Here is a 14,205-nt window from a genome sequence, read left to right as displayed (position 1 = left end):
TATTGAAAATCAAATTAAAATAGTGTGACAAATTAATTTTAATTTAAAAAAAATAAATATTATTTGAAGCATTATAAAAGATTTTTAGCCAAAAATGAAATTTTTAATCGTCTGATTCTATGCAAGTTGAAAAATTTGAATATTGAACTAAAACATTATGCAAATCCTTATAAAAAAAAATGTGACATAAATGTGACAAAATTTGTGACAATGTTTTTTATAAAACTCATTTTATGTAAAATGTAAGAAAAAATTGATATTTACGCTATTCAAAACGTATTAATCCAAGTATTAAATACATATTATAAACTTCCTTACTAGGTACAGTAATATCAGGGTACGATGGGTTGTCGGATCTTAAAATGTAGCCAGATTCACTTTGTAAAACTCGCTTAATTAAAATTCCCTGAACTGTATCAAGTACATGAGGTTTATTCCACTGTATGAATGTTTTAGCATCTATTTTTTTAATAGCAATCATATCGCCAGGCAGATAGGTGGGTGACATGCTATCGCCCTTGACGCGTATGATGCAGGTGGCTGATCGAAACTCAGGTATCACATACCTATGCTCGATCATGTGCTCGGTAATGACCAGCTCACCTGCGCCATAGCCGGCTAAGGCCTCAGCCGGTATGAGTGGCACGCCTGTGGGTGAGGGTACCGCCTGGGGGACTTGATCGCGCAGCATAGGTCCACGACCTGTCAGAAGCCAATCAATATTAATATCAAACATATTTGAAATATCAATTAGTATTTCTACAGAAGGTTTGTTTTTTGGATCTTTTAATCGATTAAGCTTTTCCGGCGATTTGTACTTTAAACCTTTGATAGCAAATTCATTTAATGACTTGTATTTATAGTATTCCATTATTTTTAATATCCGAGAAAAAAATGTATCTGGCAGATTCAAATTTGTTTGCATATATCAAATATGTTTGAAATATTTGCGCTGTTCTAAAAGAAACAGCAGCATGCAATCGACAAATGTACTGAAACCCACAGTAGCAAAGCGCGACCGAATAAAAACAGAGGTGGTAAAATGGCTTGCAGCCAAATACAAAGTGTCGAAAAACACCATCTACTGCATACTGCGGGGAGAGTTTAACAGCCCAATAGAAGAGGAAGTGCTTCGCGACTACAGGCTTAAGTATAATGAAATTAAAAAAGCTTTAAAGGTGTGAAATGCACGCAATAAGTATTGATCATTGGCAATTACTAGGGTTCAAAAGCAGTACTGCCCGAAAATTAAAACAAAGAGGGCAGGCTGTGATGGTGAAAGACACGAATAAAAAGACCCTTATTCTGCTTGATAGCTTGCCTGAAAGGTACCAGCTGAAAATAAGGGAAAAGATTAGTGCTCTAAAAAGTGAGCACATGAATAGCCTGCAAAACACTGATGCAGGTTATGAGCAGCTAGTAGATGCGGCCGTGGTAATGACGGCTGAGCATCTACGCATCAATGCCGGCTACATTACCAATGAGCTAGAGGAGTACATCATTAAAAACTACCCTCGATATACGACATATTATGTTGAAAATCACTCGCTGGGAAGGCATCGCATAATAGGCTATGCCAAATTGTGCGCCCTTTCAGAGTTTGTACATGCCAGGTTTAAGCGCATACAAAATATTGCGCGAAGTGAGCGCGAAGCAAAGCGATACAAGCGCTCCCTGGTAGCAAACCTTGCAGAGGCCATTGAGCTGATGCCTAGAGAATTTTTTTCAATAAAGATGCCTACAGGGCGCCGGCTGATAGATTGGCTCTATCAGCTAGAGGAAAGACAAGGCGAGGATATCAACTACATAAAACCCAAAAGGTCAAATAATAAAAACAGAAATAAGCTAACCGATGAGCAGAAGAGGGTAATCCAAGCCCTCTATGCTGATCCCATCGCAATTAGCATCGCTGATATATATAGAAAACTGCTAGAAATCGGCAAAAAAAACCGGTGGTGGCTAAAGGACGGGGAGTACACCCCCCCAACCTACCAGACGGTTTACATGTATCTACAAAGCGTGAAAAACTCCCTTAAAATAGAGCGCCACGGGCTGGTGTACCACAAGAACACCATGGTGCCCGAGGTGCAGCGCAGCTACCCTACCCGAAAAAATGCGATATGGGGTATAGATGGCACGGCACAAAACGAGTATGTACGCCACAATGGTAAGGTAAGGCAGTACGCGCACATAGTAAGTGTTTACGACTATGCATCCTTTAGATTGCTCGACGTACAGGTGACCTTAGGGGCTAATGAACGTGCCGAGGTGCTGATACGCTGCCTAAAGAATGCCATAAAGGAATGTGGCTACAAGCCGCTATACCTGCAGCTAGACAGAGGCCCTGGCTACAATGGGGTGAAGCAGTGGTGCGATGCGCACGACATCAGGGTGCTGCCTACCCAGGTAGGGCTGGCCCGGGCTAAGGTAGTAGAGCTATTGATAGGTCTGAAAAACCGACTGATAGACAAATACAGCGGAGCATGGTCAGGCAGCAACCGCACGGCACAGGCCGACGGCAGCCAGCCTGGTGAGAAGTACTTAGAAGCTGCAAAACGACGTGCCAGAGACTTCGCCATCGCTTCTGAGAGGCTTCGCACTGAGGTAATGGAGCAATGGAACCATTACGTAATAGAAAGCCGAGAAGGCAAGCCCTGCGGCAAAACACCCACCGAACTGTGGAACGAGCTAGAAAGCGAAACGGCCAAGCTCAGCTATGCAGACCTGGCCGAATACGGTACTACACACCACGTGCAGCTGACTACCAAGGGGGTAACTGTAAGCAGCAGAGGTGTGGAATACACCTATTTTCCGCCGGTTGAAACAGAAGAGCAGCGCAGCAAAGCTGCAAAAATCTTTGAACAAATACCCTTACAAAGCGGCAAGCTTTCTAGAGTACGAGTACAAGTACTCGACTATGGCAAGCCTGCAGTAGTGTATAAAGACAATACCTTTTTGGGTATATGGCCATTAAAAGAGCGCATATCCATGATGCCAGGCGATAGCAAGCTGAACAACTACCTGCTGCTGCAAAAAGAAATTGCAAAAAATGCTTTGAAAAAAGTCAGTGAGCTGCGAGAGGAGCTAAACAGCAACCCGACGCTAAATGCCCTAAAGAGCCAAGCCATGACAGGGCGTAAGCGCATAGCGCCCTTGCTGGATAAGAGCGAACTGTTCTTGTACGAAATGGCCGAAAAAAGCGACGAAACAGATGCCATACTACTCGACCAGATGCAGACAGAGCTGCAGTACGAGGAGAGAGAGTATGTGCACCCTGTAACGGGCGAAATAAAAAAAGTGCGCATCCCAATCCAAAATAAACACGACCTATGAAAGCAGAAATTAGCCCTCTACAAGAGGCCTTCAGAAACAAGCTTCTGGCCCTAAAAGAGTCAAAAAATCTCAAGAACAATGAGTTAGCATCAATCACAGGGCGTAGCGAGAGCGTAATCAGCGAGCTGCTGAACGGCAAAAGAGCCTTTGCCGATACGCTGATACAGAGTATGATGGCGCGCCTGGCCGACTACATGGCCGAATACAACCTCGTGCCTGTGCGACAATACCAGGTGATGCAGCAGATCGCAGCTAAATGCAAGCAGCAGAGCGATATACGCCTGCTGGTGGGCAATACCGGCATCGGTAAGACCGTATGTATGAAGCGCTTTGCCAGCCAAGAGCCAGCCGTGTACTACATAAAGATATTTAAAACCTATACCTGGCATAAATTTCTACTGGAGATATGCCGTGTAATGGGCATACAGGTGCGCGAGGGCGTAGGCAGCACTACCCTGCTAGAGCAAATCATCGAAAAAGTAGAGCAAATAAGCGGTGAAAAGCCCTTGCTTATAATCGATGAGGCTGAAATACTCAATCAGGCCATCTGGAAACAAATCAAGAATCTCTATACAGCCACCGAAGGCCTCTTAGGCATACTGATCGTAGGCATCAGCTCGGTAAAGAAGCAACTGGCCCAGTGGGCAGGCCTACAGATACTGCCAGCAGCCGAGCAGGCAACTGCCACCCTAGAGCAATTCAGACCCATAAAAGAAGACAACAACATATTTACCACCTTCGTACGCCGGCTAAAGGTACTGCAGATCGATAGTCCTAAAGGTGAGGATATTGCTTTCTTCTGCCAGGCTAAAGGCATCAAAAACCAAAAAGTAATACAGCTGGCCGCCTCACACTGGTGGAACTACGCCATGGCCGACTCCACCATCAAAGCACTAATAGCATCAGGGGTAGATCTTGACAAAATCACCCAAGAAGAATTTAATATGATTTAACATGCAAGAAATTGAAAAATACGATTACGCCATAGCAGGCATACACTGCAGAATACGAAACTACAGCGTAAATATAAAAGAAAACACTCTTATCATATACAGCTGCAAAATTACACTTTTTAAACGAAAAATACTACACATACTCCACTATAGGAATTCACAAAGCGCATTAAATAAATCACCATGAAACCAACAGCGGAACAAATCAGAAAATTGCACACCCTCATGCGAAGGCTACAAATCGACACTAAAGAGGGCAAGCGGAAGCTGATAGCACAAATCAGCAACAACAGGACCACAAGCGCAAAACAGCTCACCACCGAAGAGTATGTAAAGCTCATAAGCCTGCTGACCATGACGCTACAGAAGAACCCACAGTATCTCGAAAATAAAATGAGATGGAAACTCGTCTTTACCTTCAGAGATAAGGGCTTCAGAAATCAAGACGGTAGCATTGACTTTGAGAAAATACACAACTACTGCCTAAACCACTGGAAGAAAGACATAAACAACATGAGCACAAATGAGCTCAGAAAGTACATAAGTGTAGTAAGCAAATGGAAAAACAAAGAACAATGCCAAAAAGAATAAAAGACCCCAAACTGATTGAAGCAAAAAAAAGACTTCGCGAAAACATTCGCAAGGAATTTTTTGAGCTGATAAACGACGGGCGAACTATAGACTACGCCTTGTCGAAGCTGTCTGATAAATATGCCTACAGCAAGCTAACAATCTATCAAATGATAAAAAGATTCGGAATCTATAAAATAGACAACTATGAATAAACTAAGAAACTACATTCTCGGAAAACTGCTCAGACAAGTTTTCAGGACGATAGACTGTAAAATACACTACTACACACTAAGCCAAAATGTGGTAAAAGAAGACACACAAAGGTTTATCGACTACCAGAAAAAAATAAACCTTTTGAGAGATGTAAAAAGAGAAATAATCGAACAATATAAAATAAATCTAAAAACACAATAAGATGAAAAATATCGAACTTAACGAACAAGAATATGAAGAATTCCTTCGCTATAAACGAGAAAAGCAGGAATTGGAAAAAAAACAGCGACAAGAAGAGGAGAAAAAAATTTACCGAAACATAGTGGACGAAACGGTAGAAAAATTTTTTCCCGTATTGCAGAATATAAGCAAAAACATGGCCGAGGAGAAGAAAAAAATCATAAAAGAATTTGAATCGGCTATAGAGCTGAAGAAGAAAATCTTTGAAATCGAATCGACACAGCAGAGCCACACCTTTACCAACAGCGATGGCACCAAGCGCATCACCATAGGAGTATATCAAACAGATGCATATCGAGATACAGTAAACGAAGGCATCGAAATGGTGCGCAATAGCATCATTAACCTTGCAAAAGACAAAGAATCAAAGCTGCTAGTAGAGGCTATACTGAAGCTACTGAGCAAAGACACAAAAGGCAATTTAAAAGCCAGCAGGGTATTGCAGCTGTACAATTTAGCACAAAAAATCGGCAACAAAGAGCTGATGGAAGGGGTACGAATCATACAAGAAAGCTACCAACCCATCACCACCAAAACATATATAAGAGCCGAATACAAAGACACTGATGGAAAATGGAACAACATACCCCTGGGAATGACCGAAGCCGACTAAAAAAGGCAGAGGCTCAAGAGGAATTTATTTACAACATCGAAGCAGAGCAAGCTGTACTATCAGCGCTACTGATCGATAGCAGTGCCCCCGAGGCTGTAGCCGACCAGCTAAGCCCGGAGGTCTTCTATGATCGAAGGCACCAGGTAATTTACCAGGTCATAGAAGAGCTCTACCAGCAGGGCAAAGCTATTGATATTATCAGCGTTAATCATCAGCTGCAGAAAAAAAAGCTGCAAAAAATCGCTGAGGCACCTGCCTACTTAGTAATCTTAGCACAAAAAGTATTTTCAACAGCTTATTTAGAATACCATGCAAAAATACTACTCGAATCATATTTCAGAAGACAAATATACAAAGCAGGGAGCCTGCTGATGCAAAAGGCCTATGAGGCTGATATCGACGCCATCGATGTACTAAACGACGCTACAAAAATCATCAACGATACAGTAGAAAAAAGAATAGAAAATAACATAAAAAGGCTAAGCAAAGAACTCTACCCGGCGCTTAAGCAGCTGCAAGTAGACAGGCAGGCCCTACCTACAGGCCTACCCGAGCTCGACAAGCTCCTCAATGGAGGATTTAAGGCGGGGGAGCTCTATGTACTGGCAGCTCGCCCATCGATGGGCAAGACGGCCATGATGCTCAACTTTGCACTACACCTAGCCATAGAGCATGCGGCAGCAGTGCTGATCTTCAGCCTAGAGATGACCGTATATCAAATCATACAGCGGCTGGTGAGCATGCAATGCCATATATCTGTACAGCATCTATATAATAGCAAGCTTACAAACGAATTTATACATAAACTGAATGGAATAAAAAAATTAGAAAACGCAGAAATATACATAGACGACACCTCCTCGCTGCACATTAAGGAGCTGAGGGCCAAAGCCAGAAAAATGCACAAGAAGCATGCTATAGGATGCATAATGGTGGACTATCTGCAGCTGTGCGATGGGGGCAACGGCAAAAACACACTACGAGAGCAAGAAATAGCCACGATAAGCAAAGGCCTGAAAAGCATAGCAAAGGAGCTGAATGTGCCAGTGATAGTGCTCTCGCAGCTGAACCGGTCGGTTGAAACGCGGCAGGGCTCAAAGCGACCTGTGCTGAGCGACCTGAGAGAATCGGGAGCTATAGAGCAAGATGCCGATGTGGTATTTTTTCTCTACAGGCCCGAGTACTATGGCTATACCAGCTGGGAAGATAGCACACCCTGCCAAGGGCAGGCAGAGCTGATAGTAAGTAAAAACCGCAACGGCTCTACTGGGGCAGTGCGCATGCATTATCACAAAGAGTACACACTATTTAGCTGTTAAACACTGATATGAAAACCAATTACATCTTACTAAGCCACAAGCCGACAAATGAGGCTGAGAAGTGCCAGATAGAGCAACTATCTGGATCTACGCCCACGCAGGTGGTACATACCAGCACCCCAAGCCACATCAGGCAGCAGGTGCAAGAGTGCCAATACCTACTGCTGCTGCCCTTTTATCGCTTTCACGAGACGGCTGTTTTTGCCAGATTTACTGCCATTGAGCTCGGCAAGACCATCAGACGGCTGCAAGAGCCTGACCTAATTGCTCTGATTGAGGTGATAAAGACGCATCTGCCACACTACCAGCAGGTGAGCTCATCGAGGGCATCTGCTGTAGCTGATCGCAAAATAGCCAGCTATATATTATACCACTATACGCACATGAGCCTTCGACAAATCGCGCAGATCATACCTCTAAGTGTAGCCACAATAGGCTACTACGTGCGCGAAGTAAACCATAGCCAACACTATGACCCAGAGCTCTACAGAAGGCTCAAAGAGGTAATTCAGCAAATAGAAAAAACTATAAATACCCATGAGAGCAGAGATTAAATCACATTTTAACGGGCCTTACTTAGAAGTAACCCCAGAGACTGACGCCGAAAAGGCTTGGATGGACGACTTTAAAAAAAACCAGAAAAAATAGGAAAATACTGGTACATTTTGGTCGTGGTAAGATGCGCGTATTTGACCGCACTAAAGTCGAAGCGAGTATATTTCAAACTTTATTTCCATCATTAAAAGTAAGAGCAAGAATAAAAAAAATAAACAAATTATCATCTGCGTCCAATATAATATACTAAAGAAAAAAATGGATACTGAAAAAAAATTACCGAGGCGAGAGCAAGGAAGCGATGACCTGGTGGAGCAGGTCGGTGATAGACTGCTCCAGGGTGAAGGAAGGGCCGATAAACTTGCGCTGGGGGATGACGGTGCGCCTGAGGCGGCCGGTATCGGTGGCGCCATAGTTGTGCACGGGTGCATAGTTAAAGCCAGACGGGCTAAAGGCTTCGGCATAGATGGTAACGGAGCCGGGTTGGTCGAGGCGGTAGGCTGGGGATTCGCCCAGGTCACCGGTAGAGCCGGTGAGTATCTTGCGGGTGCGAGCGGCACCTTTGGTGCGGGGGTCGAGCCGGCGCTTCACTTCGGGCCAGGGCTCAAAGGAGCGATCGGTGAAGCCCTCGTCGTGAAAGTTTTTTTTAAAGAAGTCAACAGCCAGCTTGCCAGCGGTGGTGGGTAGCTGATCGCTTAGCTGGCGCTGGATGTCGGCAGATATTTTATCAAAATCGAAGGGTAGCACAGGGCAAAAAATGATTATATTAGCGGCATAAAACGTCGGCAATTTCATAGATAGGTGCGTGTATAGGCCGGGGTTGCGCACCCTGGCGCCCGGGCCCGCTCAGTGCGGGCTTTTTTTATTTAGGGTGTGAAGATAAGGATTTGATTGTCGAAGATAAAGCAAATTTTTTGGTAAGGGATTTTGCGACTGAGCACAGACCTGCGGATAAGTGTACTGAGGGAGCTGTAGGGCAGGTATTCTGTGAGATAGATTGCCACGGAAGGGGAAGAGCGCAAGGCTTGGAGAAGATTTTTAGAGAGGTTTTTAGCCGATGATTTTTTAAATTCGAAGAATTGATTTCCGATACGAGCATCTGGGTTGGCAGAAGGATTATGGAGTAGGTTGTGGGCGAAGAAGCGCTGACGCAGGCGAGGTTCTTTAGCTGAAATGGTGGGAAGCAGGTAGACATCTTCATTGAAGTGAGCAGCGAGGCGCTGAGCGATGAGCAGATTGGCTTGGTACTCATGTGAGGTGTAGTGGAGGTAATGGGTATAGATGGAGGGCCCATCAGCGGCAGATTTGATGTAGGCGAGCTTATCGGGCAGGTGAAGGCTGGCGAGCTTGAGCAGGTGTGGTGGAGTGTTTAGGAAGTATGGGTGAGAGAGGGAGAAGATGCGCTGAGTGAGGGCTGGGTTTTCGTCGAGGCCGACTATTTTTTTGGGCAGTGGCAGGTCAGAGTTGTCGGTAGGGGGCTGGTGAGTAGATGCCCATGAGCATTTACAGCCGTAGCGATTGCCAGGGAAGTGCGACTGCCAGAAGGGGTCGTCTTTAGGCCAGATGCGGTTCCAGAAGCGCCTATGGGTGGGGTCGGGCTCGGCGGATCTGCTGGGCAGCCAGATGATGTTTGGGAAGAGTTTTTCGCCTTGCATGGTATTCCATTGGTGTAGGGTGCGCAGGCGTTTTTTGATGGTATTGTATTCTACCTTGGCGTAGGTATAGTGTTTTTGGAGGTGTACTTTTAGTTGGTCAGGGGTAAGGGTGTGAGCTTTTGAGAGGGTAGAGAAGACTTTAGCAGCGGCAAATTGGGCGATGTTGTTGTGCAGGAGCACATTGGTAGGGTGGTCGGTGGTATGCAGGGCAGAGGTGGTGACCATACTGCCTGCTTTGCGGCTCGAGCCTACAAGTTTTTATTTAGACCGTCAGACTGAATTTGTAGGCCTAGCCACTATGGAAATAAACCGAACTACTACCCACATAAACTTAGGCTATCTGGCAGGCCGCATAGCGCGCATACCGGTGCAGCGCTCCATTATGCGAGTAAAAGACGGGCCTATCAGACTGATGCTACAAGATGAACAAGCATTAAATACCAACCAGCTATCACTACCTGAGGCTGAGCATTTATTTAGTGATAAAATAATATTCCCATACAGACACGTAGGCCTGCAAGGATGGTACTGGATGAGTGATCAGCTCTTAAGCCATACAAACTACGGCAGGATACAGCGCGCCAGAGTATTTAATAAGGCCATGAGGGTAGTGCATCGCACCCTCTTGCAAGAGCTTTCAGAAGAAATACCCCTTACAAAAGAGGGCACCCTGCCGGCAATGATTGTGAAAGCGCTGCAAGCTAAAGTAGAGGCTGAGCTGGTACGCGAGATGACCTCACGCGGCAACATAAGCGCCGACCCCGACAAGCCCAGCGATACAGGAGTGCGCTGCTACATAGACGAAAAACAGAAAATACTGAACAACAAAAAATTAGAAGTTCAGGTGCGCATACGGCCTTTTGGCTACAGCGATTACATAGAAGTAAAACTCGGCTATGAGGTAATTAGATAAAAAAAAAAAAAAAAAGCCATGTTTGATTCAAGAGAATACGAATTCAGCGACATCACCCTGATACTGGGTGGCAGAGACGTGACCGGCGTACGCGGTATAAAATATACCGTAAAACAAGAGAAAGAGCTGGTGTACGGCAAGGGCAAAGAGCCGCTGAAAATACAAAGCGGCAACAAGAGCTACGAAGGCGAACTCACCCTACTACAGAGTGAGCTAGAGGCCCTTATAGCAGTAAGCCCCGATAAAAGCATACTGAGCCTGCAGCTCGATGCGGTAGTGGCCTATGGCAACCCTAGCCAGGGCGATGTGATGATTACCGATGTACTGCAAGGCATACAATTTACCGAAGAGACAAAAGAGAGCAAAACAGGCGACAAATTCCTGGAAATCAGACTCCCGTTCATATTCCTGCGCAAAAAAGCTCAATACAGTTAAAAAATGAAACCACTGCTTTTTATCATTAGCTTTACTGTGTTAGCAGGCTTGCTAACTGTAACATGCAGCAGCACCAAGCACCAAGTGAGCATACCCGAGGTGGTATTCGTACCAGGTGCGAGCTATAGCACCGAAATACCAGTAGAAAGGCTCATACCAGGAGATTCCTTTTTTTTTTACGACCAAGAAAACTCCGTAAAAATACACATGCAAGTTGACAGCAATAGGCTATTAAAAATCACTGCCGACTGCCCTGATGCTGAGGTAGCCGTAGAAAAAGAAATCGAATTCATTGAAATTCCGAAATACCATAACCCCTTAAGCGCCATAATCGTAGGCCTGCTGATAGGGGTAGTAGTGGGCATAGCATTGCGAACGCTTCGATAACCCTAAAAAACCAATGTACAATGAGTGAACTAATCGGCCAAGTACCCCAATCAGAAATCGATGCCTGGAAGGCAAAATACGGCAAAGTAATAGGCGTAAAGGTAGAAAATCACATAGCCTACTTGCGCCCACCTGACCGCAAGATCATCAGCTACGCCAGCCAGGCAGGCAAAGACCCAATAAAATTCAACGAAATACTGCTCAACAACTGTTGGCTAGGAGGCAGCGAGGCGATTCGCCAAGACGACAGCCTCTTTCTATCAGCCAGCTCGGTACTCTCTGAACTTATTCAAATCAAAGAGGCAGAATTGATAAATTTTTAGAAGCTGTCAGGGTTCAGCAAAGCGACTGGATACGCCAGGCCGACACTCTGATTCGCCACTACCTGCACTGCGACCCTGACAGCCTAACAGACCAGCAGTGGTGCATGCGCCTCAAAGAAGTAGAATGGCTACTTCAAACCCTTAATCAACAAAAATAGCAGCTCTAAAACTAGGCCAAGCAAAAAAAATACCCCCCTGGCCAACATATACATCCAGTAAAAAACCACATAAATAGCCAACACCTCAAGCATGACGAGCCCATGAATACCCTGGTAGAATACACCCTATATCTGCACGACAAGGTAAGTGCTACCCTGCAAAAGATAGCAATAAATAACGAACAAGCACTCGAAAAATTTGCTAACCTACAGAAACAGTCGGTGCAGGTGAGCCGTACACTGGCCAACATGGGCACAAGCATCGGCAGCCTGAGCCAAAAGCTGCAACTGCTCAAAGCCGAAAGAGACTGGATACCGGCAAACGATATACAAAGCCTAAAAGCTTACAACAACGAAATAGCCAGACTAGAAAAACATATCCAAAGACTGCAAACCATCAAAGGCAACCCACTACAGCGCTGGGCAAAAGAAGCCCTCAGCGCCCTGCCAGGAGCTAACCTGCTGCTCAATCCGATAGTGGCCATCTCAACAGGCGTAGGCATCATAAGTCGATTGGGCATCGAGGCAGAAAAGACCGCCAAAGAATTTGAGGTAATGCTGCAAAGCAAAGACAAAGCCGATGCCCTACTAAGCAGTATAAACGCCTACGCAGATGCATCGACATACAAAAGCAGCGAGCTTGCAAAGCTCGCCGCCATGATGCTCAGCTTCAACATACCAGCCAGCCAAGTGGTAGAAAACCTAAAAATAATCGGCGACATCGCCATGGGCGATGCCGGCAAGATGCAACAGCTCACCCTAGCCTTTAGCCAGATGAGCAGTACCGGCAGACTCACAGGGCAAGATTTGCTGCAAATGATCAATGCAGGCTTTAACCCACTGCAGCAGCTCAGCAAATCAACCGGGCTAAGCATACCTCAGCTAAAAGAAGCCATGGAAAAGGGACAAATATCTGCGCAAATGGTTCGCCAGGCCTTCGCAGAAGCAGTAGGACCAAGTGGTACCTATTATAAAATGAATGAACAAATAGCCCAAACCACCTCTGGAAAGCTGAGCATGCTGGTAAAAAAATCGCTCAACACCCTCCAATCGCTCTACACCGTCATAGAGCCACTACTGGCGCCCTTGCTCGAAACTACCACCAAGCTGCTTGACCTGCTAGGCAAAGGGATAAGCTATGTGGTGGAGGGTTTTACGCGATTGCGCACAGCACTACAGCAAGGCAACATCCCCCTAATAACGCTCATAAGCGCCCTGGGTAGCTATCTGCTCACCATACAAGCAATCACTCTGTACAAAAACATAGCCATAAAGGCCACACACCTATGGACGGCTGCACAAGCAGGCCTCAATACCGTGTTAAAAATGAACCCCATAGCGCTAAAAATCGCTCTACTGACAGCATTAGCCACGGCCATCTACTTGGCATTTCAGAAAATTGGATGGTTCAGAGGGGCCGTATATGCCGCCTGGGAAGCCCTAAAAGGTTTCGGCCAGATGCTAAAAATTTTACTATTTGACAACCTAAAGAATATCTTACAAGGCATTGGCCAAGTCGGAGAGGCACTACTGGCACTCTTCCAAGGTAAATTTCAAGTGGCAGCACAAAAAGCTAGCGCAGCCTTCAATAACCTTACAGGCATAAACACGGCCAATCAGCTGATCGAAAGCTTTAGCGCTACTAAACAAAAAGCTCTATATGCCTACGAACAAGGAGTAAAAGAAATAGAAGAAAAACAGAAGAAAAAAACTACACGCACCGATGTGAAAAAACCAAAAAACCTCTATGACCTGGTAACGTCAGCAGCCCAAAATACCATGATGCCCGAGGAAATACCAGCACTCAAAGGCGGCCTAACAAGCTTAAATACAAGCTCACATAGCCCAACAACACAAACTAAACAAATAACAATCAACGTCCAAAAATTCATTGACCAGGTCGTATTTAACCACTACGAACAAAGCGAAGACGAACTGCGCGCGAAGCTCGAGCGAATCATGCTCCAAATACTAATAAGTGCACAAAATGCATAAACAATGAAACCCAGCAAAGCCATCGGCATAGCCCTACCTCCATACCTGCCTACACAAAAGATAACCGTACAACTAACCGAGGCTACAATACAAAACACAGAGCTTAACGCACTAGCTGAATTCCGCTATCCCTTCAAATTAAAATTTGAAAACGAGCTTGATGGGTTTTTGCTGCCACTCGAGCCAGTAATTACCATAAGTGGAGCAAATAAAATCGTGCGCAGATACATACAAAGCGGAAAAAAAGGCAGCGTAAAAGAATTCTTCTGTACAGACGATTACCGAATCACCGTAGCAGGGCTGCTGTGTAGCGATGAAAATGCAAGCGCCGAGCAGTATGCAAAACGCCTGAAAAACTATTTAGAATCAAACGAAAGCCTACAAGTACAATGCCCCCTGCTCAACGAAGTCTTCGATATCTTCTCAATCGTAATCGATAGCTACGAATTCCCCTTCACCCCAGGAGAAGAATACCAGCAATTCACCTTTACGGCTTATAGCGACGAAAGTTTAGAACTCTTTATAGAAAACTAAACAAAA

General features: G+C 45.2%; 18 protein-coding genes. 15 read left to right on the top strand and 3 right to left on the bottom strand.

All coding sequences use genetic code 11. The features are described from left to right. Positions 1-265: 265 nt before the first annotated feature. Positions 266-871 carry a S24 family peptidase gene (locus tag EIP89_RS00750; RefSeq protein ID WP_160160469.1) on the bottom strand — a complete coding sequence of 202 codons (606 nt, stop codon included), beginning with the start codon at positions 869-871 and terminating at the stop codon, positions 266-268. A 103-nt stretch (positions 872-974) separates the two neighbouring features. Between EIP89_RS00750 and EIP89_RS00745 the strand changes: the two genes are divergently transcribed. From EIP89_RS00745 to EIP89_RS00705, 9 genes are all read left to right on the top strand, one after another. Next, the gene (locus EIP89_RS00745; RefSeq protein WP_124396745.1) at positions 975-1,184 is read left to right on the top strand and encodes a hypothetical protein; all 210 of its coding nucleotides are present in this window, start codon (positions 975-977) and stop codon (positions 1,182-1,184) included. Positions 1,185-1,377: 193 nt separating this feature from the next. Further along, positions 1,378-3,333 carry an integrase catalytic domain-containing protein gene (locus tag EIP89_RS00740; protein WP_124396744.1) on the top strand — a complete coding sequence of 652 codons (1,956 nt, stop codon included), beginning with the start codon at positions 1,378-1,380 and terminating at the stop codon, positions 3,331-3,333. Beyond that, positions 3,330-4,286: an AAA family ATPase gene (locus EIP89_RS00735; protein ID WP_124396743.1), complete on the top strand. Its 957-nt coding sequence runs from the start codon at positions 3,330-3,332 to the stop codon at positions 4,284-4,286. Before EIP89_RS00740 ends, EIP89_RS00735 begins: the two co-directional genes overlap by 4 nt. 183 nt (positions 4,287-4,469) lie before the next feature. Then, the gene (locus EIP89_RS00730) at positions 4,470-4,877 is read left to right on the top strand and encodes a hypothetical protein (protein ID WP_124396742.1); all 408 of its coding nucleotides are present in this window, start codon (positions 4,470-4,472) and stop codon (positions 4,875-4,877) included. Next, positions 4,862-5,071 carry a hypothetical protein gene (locus tag EIP89_RS00725; RefSeq protein ID WP_124396741.1) on the top strand — a complete coding sequence of 70 codons (210 nt, stop codon included), beginning with the start codon at positions 4,862-4,864 and terminating at the stop codon, positions 5,069-5,071. The genes EIP89_RS00730 and EIP89_RS00725 overlap by 16 nt, the downstream gene beginning before the upstream one ends. Beyond that, the gene (locus tag EIP89_RS00720) at positions 5,064-5,273 is read left to right on the top strand and encodes a hypothetical protein (protein WP_124396740.1); all 210 of its coding nucleotides are present in this window, start codon (positions 5,064-5,066) and stop codon (positions 5,271-5,273) included. The genes EIP89_RS00725 and EIP89_RS00720 overlap by 8 nt, the downstream gene beginning before the upstream one ends. Position 5,274: 1 nt before the next feature. Further along, positions 5,275-5,925 carry a DUF3164 family protein gene (locus EIP89_RS00715; RefSeq protein ID WP_124396739.1) on the top strand — a complete coding sequence of 217 codons (651 nt, stop codon included), beginning with the start codon at positions 5,275-5,277 and terminating at the stop codon, positions 5,923-5,925. Beyond that, positions 5,886-7,244 carry a replicative DNA helicase gene (dnaB, locus tag EIP89_RS00710; RefSeq protein WP_124396738.1) on the top strand — a complete coding sequence of 453 codons (1,359 nt, stop codon included), beginning with the start codon at positions 5,886-5,888 and terminating at the stop codon, positions 7,242-7,244. Before EIP89_RS00715 ends, dnaB begins: the two co-directional genes overlap by 40 nt. An 8-nt stretch (positions 7,245-7,252) precedes the next feature. Next, positions 7,253-7,798, top strand: coding sequence for a hypothetical protein (locus EIP89_RS00705; protein ID WP_124396737.1), 546 nt, complete (start codon positions 7,253-7,255; stop codon positions 7,796-7,798). 277 nt (positions 7,799-8,075) lie between these two features. Here the strand turns inward: EIP89_RS00705 and EIP89_RS00700 are convergent, their stop codons facing one another. Both EIP89_RS00700 and EIP89_RS00695 read right to left on the bottom strand, forming a co-directional pair. Then, entirely contained in the window at positions 8,076-8,594 is a 519-nt protein-coding gene (locus EIP89_RS00700) for a phage virion morphogenesis protein (protein WP_124396736.1), read from the bottom strand. Positions 8,595-8,665: 71 nt separating this feature from the next. Then, positions 8,666-9,679: a putative phage head morphogenesis protein gene (locus tag EIP89_RS00695; protein WP_124396735.1), complete on the bottom strand. Its 1,014-nt coding sequence runs from the start codon at positions 9,677-9,679 to the stop codon at positions 8,666-8,668. Between EIP89_RS00695 and EIP89_RS00690 the strand changes: the two genes are divergently transcribed. The 6 genes from EIP89_RS00690 to EIP89_RS00665 all read left to right on the top strand — a co-directional run bounded on the left by EIP89_RS00690 (position 9,669) and on the right by EIP89_RS00665 (position 14,199). Then, positions 9,669-10,367 (top strand): DUF2586 family protein, encoded by a 699-nt coding sequence (locus EIP89_RS00690; RefSeq protein ID WP_148086775.1) that lies wholly within the window; start codon positions 9,669-9,671, stop codon positions 10,365-10,367. The two genes, EIP89_RS00695 and EIP89_RS00690, sit on opposite strands and share 11 nt — an antisense overlap. Positions 10,368-10,385: 18 nt before the next feature. Then, entirely contained in the window at positions 10,386-10,802 is a 417-nt protein-coding gene (locus EIP89_RS00685) for a hypothetical protein (protein ID WP_124396733.1), read from the top strand. Between the two features lie 3 nt (positions 10,803-10,805). Next, positions 10,806-11,189, top strand: coding sequence for a hypothetical protein (locus EIP89_RS00680; RefSeq protein WP_124396732.1), 384 nt, complete (start codon positions 10,806-10,808; stop codon positions 11,187-11,189). Positions 11,190-11,209: 20 nt separating this feature from the next. Beyond that, positions 11,210-11,512, top strand: a complete 303-nt coding sequence (locus EIP89_RS00675) for a hypothetical protein (RefSeq protein ID WP_124396731.1) — start codon at positions 11,210-11,212, stop codon at positions 11,510-11,512. Positions 11,513-11,772: 260 nt separating this feature from the next. Then, positions 11,773-13,665 (top strand): tape measure protein, encoded by a 1,893-nt coding sequence (locus EIP89_RS00670; RefSeq protein WP_124396730.1) that lies wholly within the window; start codon positions 11,773-11,775, stop codon positions 13,663-13,665. A 3-nt stretch (positions 13,666-13,668) separates the two neighbouring features. Next, positions 13,669-14,199, top strand: coding sequence for a DUF6046 domain-containing protein (locus EIP89_RS00665; RefSeq protein WP_124396729.1), 531 nt, complete (start codon positions 13,669-13,671; stop codon positions 14,197-14,199). Positions 14,200-14,205: the final 6 nt, after the last annotated feature.

It is taken from the genome of Thermaurantimonas aggregans, from assembly GCF_003851885.1.
GTDB lineage: Bacteria > Bacteroidota > Bacteroidia > Flavobacteriales > Schleiferiaceae > Thermaurantimonas > Thermaurantimonas aggregans.
The sequence above is the reverse complement of the archived record's forward strand: the minus strand, read 5'-3'. Positions and strand labels throughout refer to the sequence as shown.